The 24,141-nt window shown below is 71.0% G+C and carries 21 protein-coding genes; 12 read left to right on the top strand and 9 right to left on the bottom strand.

The window, feature by feature from the left end; translation table 11 throughout:
- Nucleotides 1–21: 21 nt before the first annotated feature.
- Complete coding sequence (locus EIL87_RS26590; protein WP_125093285.1) at nt 22–288, bottom strand: hypothetical protein; 267 nt, start codon at nt 286–288, stop codon at nt 22–24.
- 122 nt (nt 289–410) lie between these two features.
- Nucleotides 411–1,376: an ATP-binding cassette domain-containing protein gene (locus tag EIL87_RS26585; RefSeq protein WP_233576607.1), complete on the bottom strand. Its 966-nt coding sequence runs from the start codon at nt 1,374–1,376 to the stop codon at nt 411–413.
- A 492-nt stretch (nt 1,377–1,868) separates the two neighbouring features.
- Here EIL87_RS26585 and EIL87_RS26580 point away from each other — a divergent pair, with 492 nt between their 5' ends.
- Nucleotides 1,869–3,095: a threonine synthase gene (locus EIL87_RS26580; RefSeq protein WP_125093284.1), complete on the top strand. Its 1,227-nt coding sequence runs from the start codon at nt 1,869–1,871 to the stop codon at nt 3,093–3,095.
- A 74-nt stretch (nt 3,096–3,169) separates the two neighbouring features.
- On the top strand, nt 3,170–4,603 hold the full coding sequence (purB, locus tag EIL87_RS26575) for an adenylosuccinate lyase (protein WP_125093283.1): 1,434 nt from the start codon (nt 3,170–3,172) through the stop codon (nt 4,601–4,603).
- A 304-nt stretch (nt 4,604–4,907) separates the two neighbouring features.
- Here the strand turns inward: purB and EIL87_RS26570 are convergent, their stop codons facing one another.
- Nucleotides 4,908–5,573 carry a TenA family protein gene (locus tag EIL87_RS26570; RefSeq protein ID WP_233576606.1) on the bottom strand — a complete coding sequence of 222 codons (666 nt, stop codon included), beginning with the start codon at nt 5,571–5,573 and terminating at the stop codon, nt 4,908–4,910.
- A 73-nt stretch (nt 5,574–5,646) separates the two neighbouring features.
- On the opposite strand from EIL87_RS26570, the gene EIL87_RS26565 reads away from it, so the two are divergent.
- Entirely contained in the window at nt 5,647–6,537 is an 891-nt protein-coding gene (locus EIL87_RS26565; RefSeq protein WP_125093281.1) for a phosphoribosylaminoimidazolesuccinocarboxamide synthase, read from the top strand.
- Between the two features lie 157 nt (nt 6,538–6,694).
- Complete coding sequence (locus tag EIL87_RS26560) at nt 6,695–7,438, top strand: DUF2334 domain-containing protein (RefSeq protein ID WP_125093280.1); 744 nt, start codon at nt 6,695–6,697, stop codon at nt 7,436–7,438.
- A 999-nt stretch (nt 7,439–8,437) separates the two neighbouring features.
- On the opposite strand, the gene EIL87_RS26550 is transcribed toward EIL87_RS26560, so the two are convergent.
- Both EIL87_RS26550 and EIL87_RS26545 read right to left on the bottom strand, forming a co-directional pair.
- Nucleotides 8,438–9,073: an MBL fold metallo-hydrolase gene (locus tag EIL87_RS26550; protein ID WP_125093278.1), complete on the bottom strand. Its 636-nt coding sequence runs from the start codon at nt 9,071–9,073 to the stop codon at nt 8,438–8,440.
- A 104-nt stretch (nt 9,074–9,177) separates the two neighbouring features.
- Entirely contained in the window at nt 9,178–9,588 is a 411-nt protein-coding gene (locus EIL87_RS26545; protein WP_125093277.1) for a hypothetical protein, read from the bottom strand.
- A 226-nt stretch (nt 9,589–9,814) separates the two neighbouring features.
- On the opposite strand from EIL87_RS26545, the gene purS reads away from it, so the two are divergent.
- The 3 genes from purS to purL are packed head-to-tail and all read left to right on the top strand — an operon-like array spanning nt 9,815 to nt 13,034.
- Nucleotides 9,815–10,054 carry a phosphoribosylformylglycinamidine synthase subunit PurS gene (purS, locus tag EIL87_RS26540; protein WP_125093276.1) on the top strand — a complete coding sequence of 80 codons (240 nt, stop codon included), beginning with the start codon at nt 9,815–9,817 and terminating at the stop codon, nt 10,052–10,054.
- Nucleotides 10,051–10,728, top strand: a complete 678-nt coding sequence (purQ, locus tag EIL87_RS26535) for a phosphoribosylformylglycinamidine synthase subunit PurQ (RefSeq protein WP_125093275.1) — start codon at nt 10,051–10,053, stop codon at nt 10,726–10,728. Before purS ends, purQ begins: the two co-directional genes overlap by 4 nt.
- A gap of 35 nt (nt 10,729–10,763) precedes the next feature.
- Nucleotides 10,764–13,034 carry a phosphoribosylformylglycinamidine synthase subunit PurL gene (gene purL, locus EIL87_RS26530; RefSeq protein ID WP_199740632.1) on the top strand — a complete coding sequence of 757 codons (2,271 nt, stop codon included), beginning with the start codon at nt 10,764–10,766 and terminating at the stop codon, nt 13,032–13,034.
- A gap of 9 nt (nt 13,035–13,043) precedes the next feature.
- Here purL and EIL87_RS26525 read toward each other — a convergent pair whose 3' ends face one another.
- Both EIL87_RS26525 and EIL87_RS26520 read right to left on the bottom strand, forming a co-directional pair.
- Nucleotides 13,044–14,039, bottom strand: coding sequence for a pentapeptide repeat-containing protein (locus EIL87_RS26525; protein WP_125093273.1), 996 nt, complete (start codon nt 14,037–14,039; stop codon nt 13,044–13,046).
- A gap of 47 nt (nt 14,040–14,086) precedes the next feature.
- Entirely contained in the window at nt 14,087–14,878 is a 792-nt protein-coding gene (locus EIL87_RS26520; protein WP_125093272.1) for a lysozyme, read from the bottom strand.
- A gap of 462 nt (nt 14,879–15,340) precedes the next feature.
- Between EIL87_RS26520 and EIL87_RS26515 the strand changes: the two genes are divergently transcribed.
- Nucleotides 15,341–17,455 (top strand): putative bifunctional diguanylate cyclase/phosphodiesterase, encoded by a 2,115-nt coding sequence (locus EIL87_RS26515; RefSeq protein WP_325049517.1) that lies wholly within the window; start codon nt 15,341–15,343, stop codon nt 17,453–17,455.
- Here EIL87_RS26515 and EIL87_RS26510 read toward each other — a convergent pair.
- Together EIL87_RS26510 and EIL87_RS26505 are read right to left on the bottom strand one after the other, a co-directional pair.
- Nucleotides 17,433–19,301 (bottom strand): glycoside hydrolase family 15 protein, encoded by a 1,869-nt coding sequence (locus tag EIL87_RS26510; protein ID WP_233576605.1) that lies wholly within the window; start codon nt 19,299–19,301, stop codon nt 17,433–17,435. The genes EIL87_RS26515 and EIL87_RS26510 overlap by 23 nt on opposite strands.
- A gap of 178 nt (nt 19,302–19,479) precedes the next feature.
- Complete coding sequence (locus EIL87_RS26505) at nt 19,480–20,052, bottom strand: type VII secretion system-associated protein (RefSeq protein ID WP_125093270.1); 573 nt, start codon at nt 20,050–20,052, stop codon at nt 19,480–19,482.
- Between the two features lie 186 nt (nt 20,053–20,238).
- Here EIL87_RS26505 and EIL87_RS26500 point away from each other — a divergent pair, with 186 nt between their 5' ends.
- The 4 genes from EIL87_RS26500 to EIL87_RS26485 all read left to right on the top strand — a co-directional run bounded on the left by EIL87_RS26500 (nt 20,239) and on the right by EIL87_RS26485 (nt 24,125).
- The gene (locus EIL87_RS26500; RefSeq protein WP_125093269.1) at nt 20,239–20,655 is read left to right on the top strand and encodes a PRC-barrel domain-containing protein; all 417 of its coding nucleotides are present in this window, start codon (nt 20,239–20,241) and stop codon (nt 20,653–20,655) included.
- A 313-nt stretch (nt 20,656–20,968) separates the two neighbouring features.
- Nucleotides 20,969–22,141, top strand: a complete 1,173-nt coding sequence (locus EIL87_RS26495) for a S8 family peptidase (protein WP_125093268.1) — start codon at nt 20,969–20,971, stop codon at nt 22,139–22,141.
- A 269-nt stretch (nt 22,142–22,410) separates the two neighbouring features.
- Nucleotides 22,411–23,211 carry a helix-turn-helix domain-containing protein gene (locus tag EIL87_RS26490; protein WP_125093267.1) on the top strand — a complete coding sequence of 267 codons (801 nt, stop codon included), beginning with the start codon at nt 22,411–22,413 and terminating at the stop codon, nt 23,209–23,211.
- A 521-nt stretch (nt 23,212–23,732) separates the two neighbouring features.
- On the top strand, nt 23,733–24,125 hold the full coding sequence (locus EIL87_RS26485; RefSeq protein ID WP_125093266.1) for a sterol carrier family protein: 393 nt from the start codon (nt 23,733–23,735) through the stop codon (nt 24,123–24,125).
- The last annotated feature ends 16 nt before the right edge of the window (nt 24,126–24,141 follow it).

Below are 24,141 nucleotides of genomic sequence, written 5' to 3'. Positions count from 1 at the left end.
ACCGTGAACGCAATGTCGCGTTCAGAAGTCCCAGGTGGTTTCCGCGCAATTCCCGTCGGCCACGACTCTTCCGCACTCGAGACATCGCGCGGTGATGTCCTTCGTGCCCGGATCGCGTCCGAGCGGGGTGGACTGCGGGACCTTGACCTGTCCGCCGCAGAGCACAGGGATGCACTGACCAGCGTAAACAGCACCAGGGCGCAGTGTCGTCGCGTGGCGTTCGGTCTTCCCGAGCCCGACGACCCAGAACACGTCCTGCTGCTCTCCGGCGAACCGGTTGATGTTCATCCGCTTCCGTTCCTCGTGCAGAACCGCGAACGCCCCGGGTCGAACGATGTGTTCTCGCCGTTGTACCACTCCAGAATCCCACACGGGGTCACGCGAGTTCCCAGGATTCGCCGAACGAGCGATCACCTCTCACCCCGGTGCCGGCGTGCGCCGCCCGGTGCAGCCGCGCGCAGGACCCGTCCGCCGCCATCAGCTCGTCGTGATCCCCCAGCTCCACGACGCGCCCCTCGGACATCACCGCGAGCCGGTCGGCTTCGCGCGCGGTGTGCAGCCGGTGCGCGATGGCGATGACCGTGCGGCCGGCCAGCAGCGTGGCCGCGCGTGCTCCAGGTCCCGCGACGTCGTGCTGTCCAGCAGCGAGGTCGCCTCGTCGAGGACCACGGTGTGCGGATCGGCGCGCAGCACCCGGGCCAGCGCCAGCTGCTGCGCGCGTGCCGCGGGCACCGCGAGACCGCCGGCGCCGACCCGGGTGTCCAGGCCGTCGGCGAGCCCGCGCAGCCACTCCTGCAGGCCGACGCCTTGAGCACCGCGCGCAGCTCTTCGTCCCTGGTGTCCCGGTCGGGCAGGGCGAGGTTGTCGCGCAGCGAGCTGGCGAAGACGTGCTGCTCCTGGGGCAGCAGCACCACTTCCCGGCGCAGTGCCTCGGTGGGCATCGCGGAGACTTCGCAGCCGCCGACCGACACCGAGCTGGAGTCCGGCCGCACGACCCCGGCGACCAGCGTGCCCTGCGTCGACTTGCCCGCGCCGACGATCGCCCACCGCTGCCCTGCGGGCACGACGAGGTCGATGCCGTGCAGCACCTCCTGCCCCGGCCGGGAGGAGCACCGCACGTCGCGCAGCACGACGTCGCGTTCCCTCGCGGGGCCGGAGGCTTCGCGAGGTGCGTCCAGCGGCACTTGCGAGACACCGAGGACGCGCTGCAGCGCGGTGCCGCCGACCTGCAGCTCTTCGAGCCACGTGAACAACTCGTCCAGCGGCGCCGACAGCGACTGGGCGTGGAGCACGACCGCGACGACCGTGCCGAGCTGCACCGCGCCGGCGGCGTGGGCCCAGCCGCCGATGAGCAGGATCGCGCCGACCGGCAGCACGTAGGACAGCTCCAGGCAGGGCAGCCAGACGGTCAGCAGCGAGCGGTTGCCGGGGCTCGACCGCCACCGTCCGAGCCAGCAGGTGCTCGTTGCGCGCCGCCCGGCGGGCGCCGAGCCGCAGCGAAGTGGTGCGCGCGCCCTCGACCGGTTCGTGCGTGTTGGCGTGCACGTCGGACCAGCGCTCCATCACCTCCTGCACCACCGGGAGCGAACCAGCGCAGCAGAGCCCGGAGTCGCCGGTCCGCACGCCCTCGTCCTCCGCGCGGCCGATGACCAGCGGCAGCACCGCCGTCGGCAGCATCCACACCGCTCACGACAGAGCTGCCAGCAGCACCAGGCCGGGCCGCCTGCCGAGCAGGTCGGCGAGGAAGCGCAGCGGTCCGTCCCGGGCCACGAAGACCGACGTTCTCCACGAGCTGTGCGGGTGGCGACCGGTTCTCCCGCAGCTGGGCCGGACTGGACCGGACGGGTGCGGGAGATCAGGATGCGATCATGGCGAACCCCACCGGTAGCACCCTCTCGCACCTGGAGTGCACCGCCTGCGGGCGGACGTTCGACGCCGACGCGCTGCACCGCCTGTGCCCGGAGTGCGGCAAGGTCCTGTACCCGCGCTACGACCTGGCGTCGGTGGCGCTGCGGCCGTCGGACCTGGTGTCGCGGACGCCGTCGATGTGGCGGTACCGGGAGGTGCTGCCGGTCCGGGACGCCGAGCACGTCGTCAGCCTCGGCGAGGGGTTCACGCCCCTGCTCAGCGCGCCCCGGTTGTCGGCGGCGCTGGGGATCGCCGACGTGCGGATCAAGGACGAGGCGCAGAACCCGACGGGCAGCTTCAAGGCGCGTGGCATGTCCGCCGCCGTCTCCCGCGCCCGTGAGCTGGGCGCGAAGACCGTTGCCGCGCCCTCGGCGGGCAACGCCGGCGGGGCGCTCGCCGCCTACGCGGCCCGCGCGGGACTGGCGGCCGGGGTGGTGATGCCCGAGGACTGCCCGCGCATCAACCAGGTCGAAGCCGTCGTCTCCGGTGCCGGGACGTGGCTGGTCGACGGCCTGATCGACGACGCCGGACGACTGGTGCGCACCACGTCCGAGGCGCGCGGGTGGTTCGACGTCTCCACGCTGAAGGAGCCGTACCGCGTCGAGGGCAAGAAGACGCTCGGCTACGAGCTGGCCGAGCAGCTCGGCTGGGAGCTGCCGGACGTGGTGATCTACCCGACCGGCGGCGGCACCGGGCTGGTCGGCATGTGGAAGGCGTTCGCCGAGATGACCGAGCTCGGCTGGATCGGCGAGCAGCGCCCGCGCATGGTCGTGGTCCAAGCCGAGGGCTGCGCACCGATCGTCCGCGCCCACGACCAAGGCGAACGGCACGCGCCGCGCTGGGAGGACGCCACCACCGAGGCCAGCGGGCTGCGGGTCCCGGTCGCGGTGGGCGACTACCTGGTCCTCGATGCCGTCCGTGACTCCGGCGGCACGGCGGTGTCGGTGAGCGAGGACGAGATGCGGGAGGCCACCCGCGAACTCGCCGCGTCGGAGGGGATCTACCCGGCGCCTGAGGGAGCGGCGACCCTCGCCGCGCTCCGCAGGCTTCGCGACTCCGGGGAGGTCGGCGACAGCGAGCGGGTGGTGCTGTTCAACACCGGCGCCGGTCAGAAGTACCCGGACTTCATGCCCGCGGCGCCGGAGGTCGTCCCCGCGGACTCCCCAGCCTGGAACTCGGGGCTCTAGGCCGCTGCGGTGCCCGCCGTGGTGCCGATCGCACGCGGAACGACCTCGGGAAAGGCGCTCGTTATCCTGAGCGGGTGACGGACAAGCCCAGCATCCCGAATGTTCTCGCCGGTCGCTACGCCTCGCCGGAGCTGGTCGAGCTGTGGTCCCCGCAGCACAAGATCGTGCTCGAGCGGCGCCTCTGGCTGGCCGTGCTGCGCGCCCAGGCCGACCTCGGCATCGAGGTCCCCGAGCAGGCGGTGGCCGACTACGAGCGGGTGCTGGAGCAGGTGGACCTCGACTCCATCGCCGCGCGTGAGCGCGTGACCAGGCACGACGTGAAGGCCCGGATCGAGGAGTTCAACGCCCTCGCCGGTCACGAGCAGATCCACAAGGGCATGACCTCGCGCGATCTGACCGAGAACGTCGAGCAGCTGCAGGTGCGCCGCAGCCTGGAGCACGTCCGCGACCGCACCGTCGCGGTGCTGGCGCGGCTGGGAAAGCTCGCCGCGGAGAACGGCGAGCTGGTCATGGCCGGTCGCTCGCACAACGTCGCCGCGCAGGCCACCACGCTGGGCAAGCGCTTCGCCACCGCCGCCGACGAGCTGCTCGTCGCCTTCCGCCGCCTCGAGGAACTGCTCGACCGCTACCCGCTGCGCGGGATCAAGGGGCCGGTCGGCACCGCGCAGGACATGCTCGACCTGCTCGGCGGCGACACCGACAAGCTCACCGAGCTGGAGCGGCGCGTCGCCGGGCACCTCGGCTTCGCCAGCACGCTGACCAGCGTCGGCCAGGTCTACCCGCGGTCGTTGGACTTCGAGGTGCTGAGCTTGCTGTCGCAGCTGGCCGCCGCGCCTTCCAGCGTCGCCAAGACGATCCGGTTGATGGCCGGGCACGAGCTGGTCACCGAGGGCTTCAAGCCCGGCCAGGTCGGTTCCAGCGCCATGCCGCACAAGATGAACACCCGCTCCTGCGAGCGCGTCAACGGCTTGGCCGTGGTGCTGCGCGGCTACCTGTCGATGAGCGGGGAGCTGGCCGGTGACCAGTGGAACGAGGGCGACGTGTCCTGCTCGGTGGTCCGCCGGGTGGCGCTGCCGGACGCGTTCTTCGCCTTCGACGGCCTGCTGGAGACCTTCCTGACCGTGCTCGACGAGTTCGGCGCGTTCCCGGCCGTCGTCTCCCGCGAGCTCGACCGCTACCTGCCGTTCCTGGCCACCACCAAGGTGTTGATGGCCGCGGTGCGCGCGGGCGTGGGTCGCGAGATCGCCCACGAGGCGATCAAGGAGAACGCCGTGGCCGTCGCCCTCGACATGCGCGAGCAGGGCGCCGAGCGCAACGACCTCCTCGACCGCCTCGCCGCCGACGAGCGGCTGCCGCTCGACCGCGAGCAGCTGGAAGCCCTGCTGGCCGACAAGCTCGCCTTCACCGGCGCAGCGTCCTCGCAGGTCGGCGACGTCGTCGCCGCAGTGGAGAAGGTCGCCACCCAGTACCCCAAGGCCGCCGCCTACTCCCCGAGCGACATCCTGTAGGCCTGTTCTGAGGCCGCTCCGCGCGGCGGCGTCCCTCCACTGAGGACGCCCGAGTCGTCTCCACGGCCCGGACGAGGGCCGTGGAGATGTCACGCGACGTCTGTGGATCCGAGGGAAGGGCATGTCGCGCGGGACGTCCGCCAGCACGGCCGGGCGTGTTGTCGCGGACCAGCGCGGTACTTCCGCGGGCTGAAGACATGTCGCGCGAAAGGTCGTCAGCGGCGGCCACGCCCTCGGGTGGTGAGGTTCCCCCCCGTTCGGGGAGGGAGAGGGTGGCTCGGTTCCTGGAGCCCGAGGCTCGGGTTCAGTCCCAGTGGGCGGTGAAGAAGTCGAGTTCGCACTTGGTCGCTTGTTGGAAGAGGCGTAGGCAGCGGGCTCGTTCGCGCTCGTCGAGACCTTCCCCGACGCGGTCGAGCTCGGACCGCAGCCAGGCCACCCAGGACTGGAAGCCCGGGTTGCTGTGCAGCGCGATCCACTCGGCGTGCACGAAGCTGTCCGGCTTCGCCGGGGCCCGCCCCGCCCACTCCAGGTAGGTCCACTCGGCGACGGTGAGCACCGTGAGGACCTCGGCGTAACCGCCGTTGTCCCGGGTGTCGCGCATCAGGTCGCGGAACACCACCGTCGCCGGGTCCAGCTCCGGGTCGACCCGGTCGGACTCGGGGATGCCGAGCGCGTCGAAGGCCCGCTGGAAGTAGGTGTTCTCCTCGCTGGTGACCACGGTGATGCTGCCGGCCAGCGCCAGCCGCGAGGAGTACCGGTCGGCCTTGGCGACGGCGGCACCGAGCAGCGCCAAGAAGTCGTCCACGAACTGGTAGTCCTGCACCAGGTACGAGCTCATGTACTCGTCGGGCATCGACCCGTCGAGGAGCGCGTCGGTGAAGGGGTGCTCCACGACGGCGGTCCAATCCGGTTCGCTGCGTGCCCGCAGCCAGCTGCTGAAGCCGGTCGTCCCCGGGGATGTTGCTGCCACGACCTCCTCCTCCCGTTCTCCGCCCATCCCACCACGTGCGGGCGGCCAACCTGCGGTGGGAGAGAATCGCGGCGTGGTTGCACTCGCCGATTACCCCCAGATCGCGGCAGGCAAGGTTCGCCAGCTGCACGCCGTCGATGACGAACACCTCCTGCTGGTCGCCTCGGACCGCATCTCGGCCTACGACCACGTGCTGGACACGCCGATCCCGGACAAGGGCGCCGTGCTCACCGCGATGAGCGTGTTCTGGTTCGAGCTGCTGGCCGACGAGCTGCCGAACCACCTGGTCGCGCACGACGACCCGCGGATCCCCGAGGAGGTGCGCGGCCGCGCGCTGCTGGTGAAGAGGCTGACCATGGTGCCGGTGGAGTGCGTCGCCCGCGGGTACCTGACCGGCTCCGGGCTGATCGACTACCAGCGCACCGGCTCGGTGTGCGGCGTCGCGCTGCCGGACGGGCTGGTCGAGGCGTCCCGGCTGCCGGAACCGATCTTCACCCCGGCCACCAAGGCCGAGATCGGCGAGCACGACGAGAACGTGAGCTTCGAAGTCGTCGCCGCGCAGGAGGGGCACGAGCGCGCCGCCGCGCTGCGCGACCTCACGCTGCGGGTCTACTCCCGCGCGGCCGAGCACGCCCGCGAGCGCGGGGTGATCCTGGCCGACACCAAGTTCGAGTTCGGCCTGGACGCCTCCGGTCGGCTGGTGCTCGCCGACGAGGTGCTCACGCCCGACTCGTCCCGCTACTGGCCGGCCGACGGCTACGAGGAGGGCAAGGTGCAGCCCTCCTTCGACAAGCAGTTCGTGCGGAACTGGCTCACCTCGGAGGAATCCGGCTGGGACCGGCACTCCGACACCCCGCCGCCCGCGCTGCCGGACCACATCGTCGAGGCGACCCGGGCCCGCTACGTCGAGGCGTACGAGCGCATCACGGGCCGCTCCTTCGCGGACTGGCCGAAGACCGCCTGAGCGGGCCCGCTCACCCGGTCGCAGGAGAAGCGGCGTGTCGGGAGGCGGGCCCGGCCTGCGGGTTTGATCGTTGCTGGGTGGAGGTTCGTCGGATTCGCGCCGGGGTGACACCTGGCTTTCAGGTCGTGGTCACCTGCGCCCAGTCGAATGGGTGCCCATGAGCACGCCGCTCGTGGTCTCGTTGTCGGGTCTTCAACCCCGGTCGCTGGACAGCTGCGCGGAGTTCGCCGCGGAGCTGGACCGCCGGGGTGTCCCGCTGTCCTTGCTGGTCCCGCCGCGGCCGGACGACCTCGAAGCCGGGCTCCGCAGGGCGCCGCTGCTCGGCTGGGTCGCCGAGCGGGTGGACCGCGGGGACGCGGTGAGCCTGCACGGGTTCGCCCGCACCTCGCCCGGTCTGCGCTCCAGGTTGGCCCCCGCCGCGCGGCTCCCCGCGCACGAAGCGGGGCTGCGGTTGGTCGCCGCCTCTGCGGTGCTGGAGCAGGCCGGTCTGCGCACGCGCACGTTCGTCCCGCCGCGCTGGGTGGCCTCGACGGGCACCGTGCTGGCCGCTCAGCGGCGTGGTTTCGAGGTGTGCGCGGACGCGATGGGCGTGCGCGACCTCGGCACCGGGCGAGTCCTGCGTTCCCGCATCCGGTTCCTCGGCCCAGGCGAGGTCGCGGAACCGTGGTGGTGCCGCGCCCTGGTGCTCGGCGCCGGTCGCGCCGCCCGCCGGGGCCGCGCGGTCCGGTTGGCGGTGGACGCCCGGGCGTTGGCCAAGCCCGCGGTGCGGCACGCGGTCGTCGACGCGGTCGACCTCGCCCTGCACCACGGCGCTGACCCGGTCACCTACGCGTCGTTCGCCACGACCTGCCCACCGGAGCAGCGGATCCCCACACCCCGCATCCCACCCGAAGCCTGGTGATCCCCAGCGGAGCTCTCATCGCTGAGCACCGCGGTCCCCCCCAGCAGCAGTGAACATGAACGCGTCACCGAACCCGATGAGCGGGGACGCGCCCGACCTGCCCGGGCGTGGGGCTCAACCGCGTCCCCGCAGGCCCCGAGCGGTTCCTCGAACCAGCTCGGCTTCGAGCTCTTGGACGATCGCTTCGAGCTCATCCTCGAACTCCTCCTGAGCTCGTCCTCGTGCACGCTGACTCCGTCGCCACTTCTGACCGCCTGCCTCGGCGGTGAGCGCTCGGCCCTTCTCCGTGTGCTCCCGTCCTTGCGCTGTCCGGGGCACGGGGCAGCCCGGCGCACTCGCCACGAAGCGACCGTGCACCGCGGTACCCCGTCACATGTCGCGCGAAGTTCGAACGGGGCCCGGACGCCGCTCGGCGCGAGGAGGTGGGCGCTCCCTCAGCCCTGACACGCCAGGGCCCTTCGTGAGCTCGTGCGCGTCAGTGCTGCTCAGGGCGTGGGAGCGCGGGGCTGGTCACCTGCGGGCGCGTCGCTTGTCACCCGCGGGGCGCGGGCTCCACACCGTTTCGCCGCGAAGGGTCGTGGCCTTGGCTCGGCAACGCGCGGGTGAGTGGGGGTCGTCCCCCGTGTTGGTCCTGCTCAGAGGGTTGCTGTTCCCACTTCGCGCGAACTTCGACGGCACTGGCGCAGCGCCGAGGCCTGAGCAGCGTAGGGCGCCGCTGAGCAGCGTAGGGCGCTTCTGAACTGCGTGGTGGGCTGCCGAACGGCGTGGTGCTCTGCCGAACGGCGGAGGGCGCCACGGCGCAGAGGGACCCGCTGGGAGAGGACGCCGGCTGCGCGGAGGACGCCCGCCGGGCAGAGGACGCCCGCTGCGCAGAGGACGCCCGCCGGGCAGAGGACGCCCGCCGGGCAGAGGACGCCCGCCGGGCAGAGGACGCCCGCCGGGCAGAGGACGCCCGCTGAGCAGCGGAGCGCCGTTGAGCCGGGGAGGCCCGGCTGGCTCCTAGACCTCTGTGGCCGAGGCGTGGGGGAGGACGTCGACCGTGGTGTCGGCCGGGCTGAGCTCTTCGAAGCGGCGGTAGTGCATGGCGGGCATCGCCAGGACGGCTTCGTGGATCGGCACCGCTGCGCGCGGGGCGACGGCGCGCAGGAAGTCGACGGCTTCGGAGAGCTTGAGCCAGGGCGCGCCGGTCGGCAGGCCGAGGACGTCGACCCGCTGCTCGGGGACGTGGAACGCGTCGCCCGGGTGGTAGAAGGCGCCCTGGTCGACGAGGTAGCCGACGTTGTCGATGTTCGGGATGTCCGGGTGGATCACCGCGTGCCGCCCGCCGACGACGTCGATCGAGGAACCGCCCAGCTCGAGGGAGTCACCGGGCTTGGCGGTGGTGGCCTCGAGGCCCCTCTCCGCGACGGCCTGAGCGCTGCCCGGGTCGACGACCAGCCGCGCGCCCGGGTTCGCCTCCAGCAGTGCGGGAAGCCGCTCGAAGTCGAGGTGGTCCGGGTGCTGGTGGGTGATCAGCACGGCGTCCAGGTCGCGCAGGTCCTCGAAGTCCGACGAGAACGCGCCCGGGTCGAGCAGCAGGCGGCCGGCGCCGCTCTCCAGCAGCACGCACGCATGTCCGAAGTGGGTGATGTGCACGCGAAACCTCCTCAGCAGCAGTCGAGATCCGCCTCCCACTCTGCCACCACCCGCGGCCGGAGGACCGGCGAGACCTCCGAGCCCTCGCCGGTCCTGCCCGCCCGTCACTGGACGGTGATCGTCACCCCGGGGACCGAGGCACCGCCCACCCGGGCGTGCACCACGTACTGACCGGGCGGGACGTCACCGATGGTGGCGACCGCGTCGGCGCTGCCACCCGAGTCGCGGACCACGTGGGCGACACCCTCGTCGGCGCCCATCGGGTGCTCGGTCTCGCGGGTGAACGACGCGGACGAGATCCAGCTCAGCGCCTCCGGTCCGTGATCGACGTGGATCGCCAGCTGCTCGCCGCGCCGCACCACGGTGCGGTCGACGGTCAGCCCGCCGTCCTGCCCGACCGCTGCGGTGGCGGGTGCGGGAGCCGGGGTGGCGCCGGCGGTGGCGACGGGTGCGACGGCGGTCAGCGCGAGGCCGGCGAGCGCGGCTGCGGCGAGTGCGGTCTTGAAGCTGCGCATGGTGTGTCCCCTCAGTGCGTGGGTCTTGCCGTCCGGTGGACGCCTCAGGCCGGCAGAGGTTCAGACCAGAGCCGAAATTGTGACCCGCGGCACGGGGAGCGCGTGAGTTGTGACGCACCACGGGCCCCTGCACGGGGGTGCGAACCCGCAGGTCAGTTACGCTGCGCAAGTACTGCTGGCCATCCGCCGCACCGGCGGATCTGCACGGAAACCGGGAGCAGCACCCGTGGCCCGAGTCGTTGTCGACGTCATGCCCAAGCAGGAGATCCTCGACCCGCAGGGACAGGCGGTGGCCAACGCGCTGCCCCGTCTCGGGTTCGACGGGATCACCGAAGTCCGCCAGGGGAAGCGGTTCGAGCTGGAGGTCGCCGACGACGTCGACGACGACACGCTCGCCAACATCGCCGAGACCCTGCTGGCCAACCCCGTGATCGAGGACTTCGTCGTGCGCCGGGTGGAAGCATGAGCGCGAAGATCGGCATCATCACCTTCCCCGGAACCCTCGACGACGTTGACGCCACCCGCGCGGTCCGCCGCGCCGGTGGTGAGCCCGTCGCCCTCTGGCACGGCGACCACGACCTCAAGGGCGTCGACGCCGTGGTCGTGCCCGGCGGCTTCTCCTACGGCGACTACCTGCGCTGCGGCGCGATCGCCAAGTTCGCTCCGGTGATGACCGAGGTCATCATCGCCGCGGGCAAGGGGATGCCGGTCCTGGGCGTGTGCAACGGCTTCCAGATCCTGTGCGAGTCCGGGCTGCTGCCCGGCGTGCTCACCCGCAACGCGGGCTTGCACTACGTGTGCCGCGACCAGTGGCTGAAGGTCGAGAACAACTCCAGCGCCTGGAGCACGCGCTACGACGCGGGTGCCGAGCTGCTCATCCCGGTCAAGCACGGCGAGGGCAACTACGTGGCCGACGAGGCCGTGCTGGACCAGCTCGAGGGCGAAGGCCGGGTGCTGTTCCGCTACGCCGGGGAGAACCCGAACGGCTCGCGGCGCGACATCGCGGGCATCACCGACGCGCGGGGGCGCGTCGCCGGCATGATGCCGCACCCCGAGCACGCGATCGACCCGCTGACCGGGCCCACCGACGACGGCCTCGGCATGTTCCTGTCCGTTCTGGATTCCTTGGTGGCAGCGTGACCGACAAGACCAACGCCGCCGACGGTGCTGGCCACATCGACACCGTCGACACGGCGAAGAACTCCCCGGACCTCGACCAGCCGTTCCGCGAACTCGGTCTGAAGGACGACGAGTACCAGCGGATCCGCGAGATCCTCGGCCGCCGGCCCACCGAGGCCGAGCTGGCGATGTACTCGGTGATGTGGAGCGAGCACTGCTCCTACAAGTCCTCCAAGGTGCACCTGAAGTACTTCGGGGAGACCACCACCGAGGAGATGCGCGGCAAGATGCTCGCCGGCATCGGCGAGAACGCCGGCGTGGTCGACATCGGCGACGGCTGGGCGGTCACGTTCAAGCTGGAGAGCCACAACCACCCGTCCTACGTCGAGCCCTACCAGGGCGCGGCCACCGGTGTCGGCGGCATCGTCCGCGACATCATGGCGATGGGCGCGCGCCCGGTCGCGGTCGCCGACCCGCTGCGCTTCGGTCCGGCTGACGCGCCGGACACCAAGCGCGTGCTGCCCGGCGTGGTCGCCGGTGTCGGCGGTTACGGCAACTGCCTGGGGCTGCCCAACATCGGCGGTGAGGTCGTCTTCGACGAGACCTACGCGGGCAACCCGCTGGTCAACGCCATGTGCGTGGGCGTGATGAAGACCGAGGACCTGCACCTCGCGCACGCCTCCGGCCAGGGCAACAAGATCATCCTGTTCGGTGCCCGGACCGGTCTCGACGGCATCGGCGGTGTGTCCGTGCTCGCCTCGGAGACCTTCGACGGCGACGAGAGCGCGGGCGGCCGCAAGAAGCTGCCGAGCGTGCAGGTCGGCGACCCGTTCGCCGAGAAGGTGCTCATCGAGTGCTGCCTGGACCTGTACCACTCGGGCCTGGTCGTGGGCATCCAGGACCTCGGCGGTGCCGGGTTGTCCTGCGCGACCTCCGAGCTGGCGGCGGCCGGCGACGGCGGCATGCGCGTCGACCTCGACGAGGTGCCGCTGCGCGCCACCGGCATGAACGCCGCGGAGATCCTCTCCAGCGAGTCCCAAGAGCGCATGTGCGCCGTCGTGGAACCGTCCAAGGTGGACGACTTCATGCGGGTCTGCCGCAAGTGGGACGTCAACGCCAGCGTCATCGGTGAGGTCACCGACGGCGAGAACCTGGAGATCTACTGGCAGGACGAGCTGGTCGTCGACGTGCCGCCGCGCACCGTCGCCCACCACGGCCCGGTCTACCAGCGTCCCGTCGAGCGTCCGGGCGAGCAGGACCTGATCGCCGCGGACAACCCGCACACGCTGGCCCGCCCGTCCACCCCGGACGAGCTGCGGAACACGATCCTGACCATGGCCGCCTCGCCGAACCTGTGCTCGCGCGCGTGGGTCACCGACCAGTACGACCGCTACGTCCGCGGCAACACCGTGCTGGCCCAGCCGTCCGACGGCGGCGTGCTGCGCATCGACGAGGAGACCGGTCGCGGCATCGCGGTCTCCACCGACTGCAACGCCCGCTACACCCGGCTCGACCCGTACCAGGGCGCCCAGCTGGCGCTGGCCGAGGCCTACCGGAACGTGGCCACCACCGGTGCCACCCCGACGGCCGTCACCAACTGCCTGAACTTCGGTTCGCCCGAGGACCCGGGCGTGATGTGGCAGTTCCAGCAGGCGGTGCGCGGTCTGGCCGACGGCTGCCGCGAACTGGGCATCCCGGTGACCGGCGGCAACGTCAGCTTCTACAACCAGACCGGGCAGCAGGCGATCCTGCCGACGCCCGTGGTCGGCGTGCTGGGCACGATCGACGACGTCACCCGCCGCATCCCCACCGGCATCGGTGGCGAGGAGGGCGAGACGCTGGTCCTGCTCGGCGAGACGCGCGAGGAGTTCGGCGGTTCGGAGTGGGCTCGCGTGGTCCACGACCACCTCGGCGGCACGCCGCCGGTGGTCGACCTGGCACGCGAGAAGCTGCTGGCCGACATCCTGCTCGCGGGTTCCCGCGACGGGATGATCTCCGCTGCGCACGACCTGTCCGAGGGTGGCTTGGCGCAGGCGCTGGTCGAGACGGCGCTGATCGGCGAGTGCGGTGCCCGCGTGGTGCTGCCGGAGGGCTCGGACCCGTTCGTCCAGCTCTTCTCCGAATCGGCCGGTCGGGTCCTGGTCGCGGTCCCGCGCTCGGAGGAGCTGCGGTTCACCGACATGTGCACCGCCCGGGGCCTGCCGTGGGCCAAGGTCGGTGTCGCCGACGCCGGATCCGACTCGCTGGACATCCAGGACGTCGCGGAGATCCCGCTGCCGGAGCTGCGCGAGGCGTGGGAAGGCACCCTGCTGAAGCTGTTCGGCTGAGCGGGACCGTCACCTCGCGTCGGGGGTGGGGGAAGTCGTCACGACTTCCCCCACCCCCGACGTTCCGGTGAGGTCCGGGTCGCGCTCGAAGACCACCCCGTCGAAGTCCGCACTCCCCTCGAAAGTCGTGCCCGCGAACGACGCCTCGTCGAGGAAGGTGCTGTCGGCGAACTTCGCGGGCCCGCGGAAGGTGGTGCGCTCGCAGCGCACCGGGCCGCCGAAGTGCACGCCGCTGAACCAGGCGCGGCGGTGGAACACCGCGTCGTCGCAGCGGAACCGGCCGCTGAGCCGCCCGGTCCCGAAGGTGCTGCCGGTGAAGTAGACGTGGCCGTGGAAAGTGCTGCGGCTGAGGTTGTTGCTGCTGAACAGCTGCGCGTAGCGCAGCAGCACGGTGCCGACCGTGCGGTCGGAGAGGTCGAAGTACTCCAGCGTCGCTCCGGTCAGGTCCAGGTCGTAGACCGGTGCGCCCACGTCCTGCGGCCCCGGCAGCAGCTCGGTGATGAGGCGCTGCGCGGTCAGCCGCACCTGCAGGTGGCGTTCGGCCTCGTCTTCCTGCTCCGGTGTGAAGCGCTTCGACGGGGAGTAGCGCGGGTGCTGGAAGGGCCGGCGCAGGTAGGAGCAGAGCACGTCGAGGACGGTCTGGTTGTGGCCGGGGTTGCTGCGGGCCAGACCGGCCAGCGCGTGCAGCGCACCCACCCTGACCTGGTCGGTCTCGTGCCCCAGCAGCTCGACAGCGCGGGCGAAGCGTTCGTCGGCGACGCGGTCGCGGTCCAGCTCCGCACGCCGGCTCTCCAACGTCTGCCGCTGCTCCTCGACCCGGCGTCGCCGGTCGTTCAGCCACAGCGCGTACAGCGCGACCACCGACCCCGCCGCGAGCCCTCCGGTCCGCAGCGCGTCGGCCCCGGTGGACCGTGGGTCGAACACCAGCAACCCGGTGCTGACCCCGCACAGGACCACGACCGCCACCGCGATCGTCAGCACCAACCCGATCTTGCGCTCACCCACGTCCGGTGATTGTGCCCGGGACGATCACCACCTGTCTCCCACGGCCGTCAGCCGCGGGCGAGGGCGTGGAGCCCTTCCACCGGACCGTTGAAGAGGTCCTGGTCCAGCGGGTCGGAGGTGTGCTGCCAGAAGGTCCAGACGAGCCAGTTGTGCGGGAGTTCGCCGGGGCTGTCCGCGTAGCGGGCGACCCAGAGCGGGTTGGTGGTGCTGAAGGAGCCCGCGACGCACCGGTTCCACCAGCTGGTGCTGGTGTAGATCACGGGGTAGCGGCCGGTGCGGGCGTGGTAGGTGTCGCTGAAGTCCTCGACCCACGCGGTCAACGCGTCCTGGCTCATCTCGTAGCAGGTCTCGCCGTAGGGGTTGTACTCCACGTCGAGCGCACCCGGCAGGGTGCGGCCGTCGGCCGACCAGCCGCCGCCGTGGTCGACGAAGTAGTTCGCCTGGTCGGCGCCGCTGGAGGCGTTGGGGATCGCGAAGTGGTAGGCGCCGCGGATCATGCCGACGGCGTAGGAACCGTTGTACTGCTGCGCGAAGTACGGGTTGGTGTAGCTGACCGACTCGGTCGCCTTGACGTAGGCGAACCGCTTGCCCTGCCCGTACCAGTGGGCCCAGTCCACGTTTCCCTGGTAGCTGGCCACGTCCATGCCGGGCACGGTCGCGCGCGGTTCGAGGTTCGGCAGCTGCGGGAGCGGGTTGACGGGTTCGAAGCGGCGGATCTGCGAGCCCATCGTCGCGTTGGGTTCGTCGGTGGTGTCCGGGTTCGCCTGGGCCGCGGCGGTCAGCGTCGTGCACGCCAGAGCCACCATCATCACCAGGGCCAGGGGACCGCGCATCGTCATCGTGGCCTCGCATCACGGATAGTCGCGGATGGTGTTGAGTGACTACGCATCGTTGCCCCGAAAGTGTGGCGAACGCTTTCCGAAAGCAGAAGATGCTGTGTTAGTTTTTGACCGGATCGGCTCAATCCGTACCGCTGGGGGCTCACGAACAGGGGTTTTGGCGAAGATCCGCCAGCGCAACCTCCCGAGGTGGGTTGAGCGTCCAACAAGGGGGATCGAACTCCGCCGCCGTTCTTCCGGACTGATCGCGGACGGTAGCGGTAATTTGGGCGGGGCCACGCCGTTGGCCGTCCCACACCGGTGTGACGACTGCTCCGGGTGCCGTACTTGATGTTCGACCACCAGGCTGAGCAGGTCGTATGCTCCGAACGAGAACAGCCAGGTAGGACGACGAGTGGAGGGCGCCCAGGCATGACTGGCTGGACCGCGCCGGTGCCCAGCGCTCACGAGGTGGCCGCGAAGGTGAACCGAACCGACCGACGACGCTTCGCCGCGGTCTGGGCGCAGGCCTTGATGGGGACCAGCTACGTGCCCATGACCAGCGCGGAGGTCGAAGGTCGGCTGCAGGGTTACACCGATCGCCTGGTCGACGCACTGGTGGGAGAACCCTTCGACGCCTCGCCCGCGCGGGAAGTCGGCACCGACCTGGTCGGCGTGCACTTCACCAGCGCGGAGTCGTTGGCGCGCACCGTGGAGCTCATCGGCGACGAGGTCCTCGACGTGCTGCGCCTCGGCGACGACCCGGTGTGGCGCGGCCGGGTCGCCGCGCTGCAGGCGGCGCTGTGCTCCGGCTTCGTCCAGGCCGCGCGCAAGCGCACCCTCGACGAGCAGGAGGCCATCCGGCAGGCGGTGCTCGACGCGCGCGACGCCGTGGAGCTGGCGCTGCGCACCAGCGAAGCGCGGTTCCGCGCGATCTTCTCGGAAGCCGCGATCGGCATCGGCATCGCCGACATCGAGGGCCGGATACTCGAGGTCAACGGCTCGCTCGCACGCATCCTCGGCCGTTCCGTCGACGACATCCACCGGATGCAGGTCGCCGACATGGTCCACCCCGACGACCCGGAGCGGACCTGGCGGCTCTACGAGGAGCTGCTGCGCGGCGAACGTGACCAGTTCCGGGTCGAGAAGCAGTTCTCCCGCCCCAGCGGCAAGACCGTCTGGACCGAGCTCTTCGTCTCCCTGATCCGCGACGAGGACGGCAAACCGCTGTACCAGGTGGCGTTGATCGAGGACGTCACCGACCGGCGCGAACTCCAGGAACGCCTCCGCTACCAGGCGCAGCACGACCCGCTGACGGCGCTGCCGAACCGGGCGCTGTTCCTCGACCGCCTCGAAGCCGTGCTGCAGCAGCACGACCCCGCGGACCGGATCGCCCTGTGCTACATGGACCTCGACGGGTTCAAGGTCATCAACGACAGCCTCGGCCACCACGTCGGCGACGACCTGCTCATCACCGTCGCCCAGCGGTTGGCCTCGGTGGTGCAGGGCGAGGACCGGCTGGTAGCGCGGATGGGCGGCGACGAGTTCGTCATCCTGCTGCAGAACTCCGCCGGCACCGAGGAGGCCGTGGAGATCGCCGACCGGGTGCTGGCCGCCATCGACGAGCCGGTCCGCATCGACGGCCACGAGCTCACCGTCTCGGCCAGCATCGGCATCGTCGAGCGGGAGGTCGACGGGCAGACCGCGGCCGAGCTGATGCGCGACGCCGACGTGACGCTGTACTGGGCGAAGTCCGACGGCAAGAACCGCTGGGCGCAGTTCGACCCCGAGCGCAACGCCAACGAGGTCGCCCGGCTGCAGTTGGCCGCGTCGATGCCCGCCGCGCTGGAGCGCGAGGAGTTCTTCGTCGACTACCAGCCGCTGATCGGGCTGCGGGACAGCTCGGTCGTGGGAGTCGAAGCCCTCGTGCGCTGGTTGCACTCGGACCTGGGCAGGCTCGGTCCGGACAAGTTCATCGGGCTCGCCGAGGAGACCGGGCTGATCGTCCCGCTCGGCCGGTGGGTGTTGCGCAAGGCCTGCGAGCAGGCCAAGCGGTGGCAGGACCGGTTCGGCGACGGGGCGCCGTTCGTCAGCGTGAACCTCGCTGTCCGGCAATCACGCGACTCGAACCTGGTCCAGGACGTGGCCGCGATCCTGGACGAGACCGGGCTCGCCCCGCACAGGTTGCAGCTGGAGCTGACCGAGAGCGCGATCATGTCCACCGCCGACGAGCCGCTGGACAAGCTCCGCGCGCTGTCCCGGATGGGCGTGCGGATCGCCATCGACGACTTCGGCACGGGCTACTCCAACCTCGCCTACCTGCGGCACCTTCCCGTGCACGAGCTCAAGATCGCGGGGTCGTTCATGGAGGGACTGCGCGACGCGGAGCGCGCCGACCCGGTCGACGCCCGGATCGTCGGAACCCTCGTCGACCTCGCCCACACGCTGGGCCTCACGGTCACCGCCGAAGGCGTCGAGACCGAGGCCCAAGCCCGCCGGATGGCCGAGATCGGGTGCGAGACCGGCCAGGGCTACCTCTGGGCGAAGCCCAGCAACCCCGACGCCGTCACCGACTTCATCGCCGACCACCTGGGATGAGCCCGTTGCGGCGGGACTTCTGGCCGCGCGTCCTGCCGCCGTGCAGCACCGCAGCGGAGTTGACCAGCGCGAGGTGGCTGAAGGCCTGCGGGAAGTTGCCCACGAAGCACCCGGTGTCGCGGTCGACCTCCTCGGCGTAGAGGCCGACGTCGTTGGCCATGCCGACGAGCTCGGTGAACATCCGCTCCGCTTCCTCCTGGCGACCGCAGTGCGCCAGCGCGTCGACCATCCAGAACGAGCACGCCAAGAACGAACCCTCGCGACCGCTCAGGCCGTCGACCTCGTTCGGCTCGTCGCTGGTGGTGTAGCGGTCGACCAGCACGCCGTGCTGCAGCTCGCGCTGGATGACGTCCACGGTGCTGCGCATCCGCTCGTCCGAACCGGGCAGGAAACCGACCGAGGGCAGCAGCAGGACCGAGGCGTCCAGCTCGGTACCCCCGTAGTACTGGGTGAACGCGCCGATCTCGGGGTTCCAGGCCCACTGCAGCACCTCGTCGCGGACCTGCTCGCGCAGCTCCCGCCAGTGGTCGACGGGCCCCGGCAGCCCGTCCTCCTCCGCGCCGCGCACCGCGCGGTCGAAGGCGACCCACACCATCACCTGCGAGTGCGTGAAGTAGCGGTCCGGTCCGCGCACCTCCCACAGCCCGCGGTCCGGGCGCTGCCAGATGTGCTCCAGGTGGCTGAGCATGCCGCGCTGCACCGCCCAGGACTCCTCGCTCTCCAGCAACCCGCGCTCGCGGGCCAGGTGCAGGACGTCCATCACCTCGCCGTAGACGTCGAGCTGGGTCTGCCGGTAGGCGGCGTTGCCGACCCGGACCGGCTTGGAACCGCGGTAACCCGCCAGCCAGTCGACCTCCCACTCGATGAGGTGCCGCTCGCCGCCGATGCCGTACATGATCTGCACGTCGGCGGGATCGCCCGCGACCGCGCGGACCAGCCAGCGGCGCCACGCCTGGGCTTCGGCGGTGCACCCGAGGTCGTCGAGGGCGAGCAGCACCAGCGTCGCGTCGCGCAGCCAGCAGTACCGGTAGTCCCAGTTGCGGTCGCCGGGAACGGCTTCCGGCAGCGAGGTGGTGGGGGCGGCGACGATCCCGCCGGTCGGTGCGTAGGTGAGCGCCTTGAGGGTGGCCAGCGAGCGGTGCACGGCCTTGGCGTGCGGCCCGTCGTAGACGATCTTGCCGGACCACTCGGCCCAGTACTGCTCGCACTCCAGCAGTTCCTGCTCGGGGTTCATCGGCGCGGGCAGGGCGTCGGGGTCCGACGCCCACTGCAGCACCCACGCCATGCGCTCCCCTGCGGAGATCGTCCCCGTGTAGCGGTGCGCGCGTTCGTCGTCGACGCGGTGGGGCAGTTCCTCGCCGCGCAGCACGGCGGTGTGCGGGCCGGCGATGGCGAGGATGTACTCGTCGAGCACCGGGTTCGTCTCGCGGACCCGCCGCACCCACGGCACCGAGTGGCCGTAGTCGAAGCGCAGCACCCAGTCCAGCTGGAAGTCGACCTCGCCGGAAACGCCTTCGACGATCCGCACCACGCACGTCTCGCCGTGCTGGTTCATCTCGTGCGGGGGCATGAAGTCGATCAGCCGCAGCACGCCGTCGTCGGTGTGGAACTCGGTCTCCAGGACCAGCGAGTTGTCCCGGTACCGGCGGTGGACCTCGCGCACCGGACCGGTCGGAGCGATCGACCAGTGCCCGTCGCCCGCGTCGCCGAGCAACCGGTTGAAGCAGGCGGGCGCGTCGAACCGCGGGAAGCACAGCCAGTCGAGGGAGCCGTCATTGCCGACGAGCGCCGCGGTCCGCAGGTCGGACAGCAGCGCGTAGTCCTCGATCGGTCCCGGTCCGCTCACCCTGCCGACCTTACGTTCGAGCGGGATCAGCGGCCAGCGTCACGTCTCGCTGCTCCGGAGCCACCTGATCGGGCGGGGAGGGACATGTCGCGCGACATGTCCGCCCCCGCCCGGTCGAGCGAGGAACCGCGGTGTCGGCTGAAGCTCGCACCTCCGCCGCGGTGGTGGAGTGCTCGTCCTACTCGCCTTCTTCGGCGAACTGGACGAGGACCGCGTTCGGGATGACCGCCTGGACCGCTTCGTGGAGGTTGAGGCCGAGGTCGTAGCCGCCGAGGACGTCGGGCAGCCACGAACCCGGGATCGTGCGGTAGCCGGGCCAGTCCTGGGGCACCCGGGACGCCGAGGTGCAGGCCGGGACGAGGGTGGAACCGTCGGACATCTCCGCCGTGTAGATGTTGCGGTCCTCGGCCGAAGGCGCGTAGAGCATGACCTCACCGGCCAGCACCGCCCTGGGCAGGTCGTCCTCCGGGCGCTCGCCGTCGGCGATCTCGTCGAGCACGCGCTCCAGGTCGTTGCTCGGCTCCGGCCGGTGCAGCATCAGGTCCGAGGGGATGTACTGCTCGTTGAACTGGAACTCCTCGTCGATCTCCCCGTTCTCGTCGATGCGGTACGCACCCACGACGCCCTCCGGCGGCATGTCGCCGGCTTCGTCCTGCGCGTAACCCGGATCGGCGATGTACAGCCAGGTGTTCGGGTTCTCCTTGGCGTGCGCGCGCATCTCGTCGGTGATCGGCGGCGTGGGTTCGGTCATGGGGTTCGAGGCTCCCGTTACTCGGCTGGACAAAGAACACGCCCCGCGACTGCCGAGCGTTCCCGTGGAAAGGGTCCCATTTCTGGCCCGGAGTGGTCCGAAGAGGTCAGTCCGCCGTTCTGAGGTGCCATCCCGACCGCTGAAGGGGGAGACTTGGTTCCCGGGTCTTCGGGGGAGGGGTGTTCGATGATCGGTCAGCGTGAAGCGTTGCGGATGTTCGGATGCGAGGTCTTCGACCCGGCCGGTCAGCGGATCGGCATCGTGGGACAGCTGTTCATCGACGACGACACCGAGCAACCCGCGTGGATCACGGTCCAAACCGGTCTTTTCGGCACCAACGAGAGCTTCGTCCCCCTGGACGGCGCCGCGTTCGACGGCGACACGCTGACCGTCTCGGTCGGCAAGGAGGCGGTGCGCCTGGCGCCGCGGGTCGACCTGGAGCAGGGCGACCTCCCGCTGGCGACGGAGCGCGCGCTGTACCGCTACTACGGGATGACCTACGGCGTCGACCCCGGAGTCGACGACGGTGATGGCGAGCAGTCGGACGAGTACGTCGAATCGGTCCGGCTGCGGCTGCGGCGCTGGGTCGCCGCCACCCGCTAGAGCACGTTCGAGGAACGCCCCAAGGCGTCCACACCGTTCGCCACATCGAGTACGGACTGTTACCTCTACTTGCCGGTAACAACTGGGAAATCCGGCGATCGGCGGGCTGTTCGGCCCCTTGCGCCTGCCCCGGTTTCAGCTGCTCATTCCCGGTAGGACGGGCTTCCCTGGGAATACGTTGACCCCAACGTCCGATTGTGTGGCGCAAAATCGCCAACGTCGCCCGTACGAGTGTCCTCGCTGGTTACGTTCCGCTCTGCAACACCTCCGCTCGGCCCCACCCGAGCGGAACCGTTCTGAAGGAGGGGAACGCATGAGGAAGCTGCTCTTCGGCACCGGGGCAGGGGTTGCCGCAGCGGCGCTCGTGTTCGCCGGAACTCCCGCCGGCGCACAGCCGCAGACCGAGATGGCCCCGCTGACGCTCCACCCGGAGGCCCAGTCGCGGGAGACCGCGGACGTCTACATCATCAACCTCAAGGACGGCATCGCCCCGGAGGGCGTCGCCGAGGAGCTGGGCGTGCAGGCCCGGCACACCTACACCAAGTCCATCAACGGTTTCTCGGCGAAGATGACGCCGGACCAGCTGACCAAGGTCCGCTCCAGCGACAAGGTGCAGAACGTCTCGCAGAGCTACCGCATGGCGGTCGAGCCGGACGTCAAGCCCGCCGCGGTCGGCTCGTGGGGCCTGGACCGGATCGACCAGCCGGCCCTGCCGCTGGACGACAGCTACGCCCCCAACGGCACCGGTGAGGGCGTGACCGCCTACATCATCGACACCGGCATCGCCCCCGACCACCCCGAGTTCGGCGGTCGCGCTTCGGTCGGCTTCGACGCCACCGGCGGCGACGGCATCGACAAGCAGGGCCACGGCACGCACGTTGCCGGCACCATCGGCTCGAACACCTACGGTGTCGCCCCGGGCGTCAAGCTCGTCGGCGTCCGCGTCCTCGACGACCAGGGCCAGGGCACCACCGAGTCCGTCGTCGGCGGCATCGACTGGGTCGCGCAGAACCACGACGAGAACGCCGTCGCCAACATGTCGCTGGGCGGTCCGAAGGACCCGGCCCTCGACGAGGCCGCGACGAACCTGGTCAACAGCGGCGTGTTCCTCGCGGTGGCCGCGGGCAACGAGTCGCAGGACGCCGAGCAGGTGTCCCCGGCCAGCGCCGAAGGCGTGTTCACCACGGCGGCGTCGGACAACACCGACACCTCCGCCGAGTTCACCAACTTCGGCGCCACGGTCGAGGGCTACGCGCCCGGCGTGGACATCGTCTCCACCGTGCCCGGTGGCGGCACCGAGGCGATGAGCGGCACCTCGATGGCCAGCCCGCACGTGGCCGGCGTCGGCGCGCTGTTCCTGGGCGCCAACCCGGGCACCGCTCCCGCCGAGGTCATCAAGGGCCTGCAGGGCCAGGCCACGACGGGCGTCGTCCAGGGAGCCCCGCAGGACACGCTCGCCGACCTGCTGCAGATCGGCGACCTGTGATCGCCTGAAGCGAGAGAGCCGTCGCGGGCCCTTCCTGAGCGCTTCAGGGAGGGCCCGCGGTGCTTCACCGCTGCTGCGTTCGGGGGTGCTGGGACTCGGCCGATCGGGCTGACCTGCTGGGGTTGCCCGTGCCGGCTTTCCGAAGTCGGTTCCGGCGGTGGTTCCCGGTGGTTACGTTTGCCAATCAACAGGGGGAGCTCAGTGTCCATTGCGGTTCCCGCGCCCGTGCGGGCCGGGTTCCGCCGGGGCACATCGAGGAGGGATGTGCCGTGTTACCCGGATACACCGAGGAATTGACCAAGGCGCCGACCGAGGTGGCCGAACCGGGCGGGGAGTCGACCGCACCGGAGCAGATCAGCCAGCGCACCGTCCAAGCGCAGGTCGCGTCGGTCACCCGCGCGGCCCGGACGCAGGCGGGCAGCGGCGGAGTGCTGCAAGTCGTGCACGGGGCCAAGCGGGTCGGCTGGGCCGCCTACGAGCTGCAGGCCGCCGCCACCCACCTGGTCCAGGGCGTCGCCAAACCGCCGTACGCGCAGACCGGAACGCTGGACTCCCTGGAATCGCGCAAGCTCGCCGAGGGCGTGCGCTACCAGGTGCTCTACGACCGCTCGGCGCTCGCCCGGCCACCGCAGCTGGACATCACCACGAAGCTCGTCGCGATGGGCGAGCAGGCGCGGGTGATCCACGTGGCGCCGACCAAGCTGATCATGGTCGACAACGAGATCGCGCTGCTGCCGCTCACCGTCACCGAGACGTCGGTGGAGAGCGCGGTGGTGGTGCGCAGTTCGGCGATGCTGGCGGCGGTCGCCCGCATCTTCGAGGACCTGTGGCGCTACGCGGCGCCGTTCACGGCCAACCAGGACCTCGACGGCAACGAGCTGAGGCCGACGGAGGAGGAGCGCTGGATCCTCTCCCTGCTGGCCTCGGGCGCGACCGACGACACCATAGGAAGGTTGATGGGCTTCAGCGCCCGCACGGCGCACCGGCGGGTGCGCGAGCTCATCTCACGGCTCGGCGTCGAGACCCGGTTCCAGGCCGGCATGCAGGCGGTCAAGCTCGGCTGGCTGTGACACCGCCCGCGGGCGGATCGATGAGGCGCCTCGGCCCCGGTCACCGCACCGGAACCGAGGCGCGCGGTCGTCCCGGCCGTGCCGACCGCGCGGAGCCGTCCACCACGCGGCGAAGCCGCACATCCCGGTGCAGGAGCGGCGACAACCGCGAAGGCGGCGGACCGCTGTCCAGCTCTCTGCGGCGCGGAGCCCCGCCGAACTCCGCGAGAACTTCGAACGGGAACGTCGGACTCTTCGATCCATCCCGAGAACTCGAAGGTGGGGGCCAGGCCGCCGCTGCAGACGGCTCGGTGGCGAGGACACCGCGACGCCGCGTGTCGACGGACGCCGCGTGCCGACCGTGAGGACTCAGCCGCCGCCGCACGTTTCGAGCGGCTTCGTGATGAGGACACCGCACCGCGGTGCGCGGCGTGGACCAGGAGTGGCGGCGTCCAGGGAGCCGATGCGTTCCCGCACGGTGGTTTCCGCCACCGGTACCGCCGTGCGAAGCCCGAACAGGCCTTCGCACTAAAATCCCTGGTATGGCGAAGCGCGGTGCTGTGAACCCCGGGGAGATGCGCGCGGCGGTCACCGCCCTCCGCGACTGGCTCGAGGACCCCGAGCGCCGCCCGGCCCGTCCCGATCTCGCCAAAGCCGTACGCCTGAGCCTGCGCACGCTGGAGCAGATCGCGCCCGGGGGCAGCGTCGAGGTGCGCGTCCCGCCGTTCGCCGCGGTGCAGTGCGTCGAAGGCCCGCGGCACACCCGCGGCACCCCGCCCAACGTCGTCGAGACCGACCCGCGAACCTGGCTGCAGCTCGCCACCGGCCACGTGACCTGGGGCGAAGCCGTCGACAGCGGCCGGCTCACCGCCTCGGGGCCGCGCTCCGACGTGTCCCAGTGGCTGCCTCTGGTCCGCCTCGAGCGGGTCGGGTGACCGCACGTCACGTGCG

This window comes from Saccharopolyspora rhizosphaerae, assembly GCF_003931915.1.
In the GTDB taxonomy this organism is placed as follows: domain Bacteria; phylum Actinomycetota; class Actinomycetes; order Mycobacteriales; family Pseudonocardiaceae; genus Saccharopolyspora; species Saccharopolyspora rhizosphaerae.
This window is presented reverse-complemented; position numbering and strand designations above follow the sequence as displayed.

Excerpts from the sequence above, each read along its gene's own strand:
- EIL87_RS26580 (WP_125093284.1), top strand. The coding sequence starts at position 1,869 with ATGGCGAACCCCACCGGTAGCACCCTCTCGCACCTGGAGTGCACCGCC.
- EIL87_RS26545 (WP_125093277.1), bottom strand. The coding sequence starts at position 9,588 with ATGCGCAGCTTCAAGACCGCACTCGCCGCAGCCGCGCTCGCCGGCCTC.
- purQ (WP_125093275.1), top strand. The coding sequence starts at position 10,051 with ATGAGCGCGAAGATCGGCATCATCACCTTCCCCGGAACCCTCGACGAC.
- EIL87_RS26505 (WP_125093270.1), bottom strand. The coding sequence starts at position 20,052 with ATGACCGAACCCACGCCGCCGATCACCGACGAGATGCGCGCGCACGCC.
- EIL87_RS26485 (WP_125093266.1), top strand. The coding sequence starts at position 23,733 with ATGGCGAAGCGCGGTGCTGTGAACCCCGGGGAGATGCGCGCGGCGGTC.
- EIL87_RS26560 (WP_125093280.1), top strand. The coding sequence starts at position 6,695 with ATGAGCACGCCGCTCGTGGTCTCGTTGTCGGGTCTTCAACCCCGGTCG.
- EIL87_RS26590 (WP_125093285.1), bottom strand. The coding sequence starts at position 288 with ATGAACATCAACCGGTTCGCCGGAGAGCAGCAGGACGTGTTCTGGGTC.
- EIL87_RS26520 (WP_125093272.1), bottom strand. The coding sequence starts at position 14,878 with ATGACGATGCGCGGTCCCCTGGCCCTGGTGATGATGGTGGCTCTGGCG.
- EIL87_RS26500 (WP_125093269.1), top strand. The coding sequence starts at position 20,239 with ATGATCGGTCAGCGTGAAGCGTTGCGGATGTTCGGATGCGAGGTCTTC.
- EIL87_RS26495 (WP_125093268.1), top strand. The coding sequence starts at position 20,969 with ATGAGGAAGCTGCTCTTCGGCACCGGGGCAGGGGTTGCCGCAGCGGCG.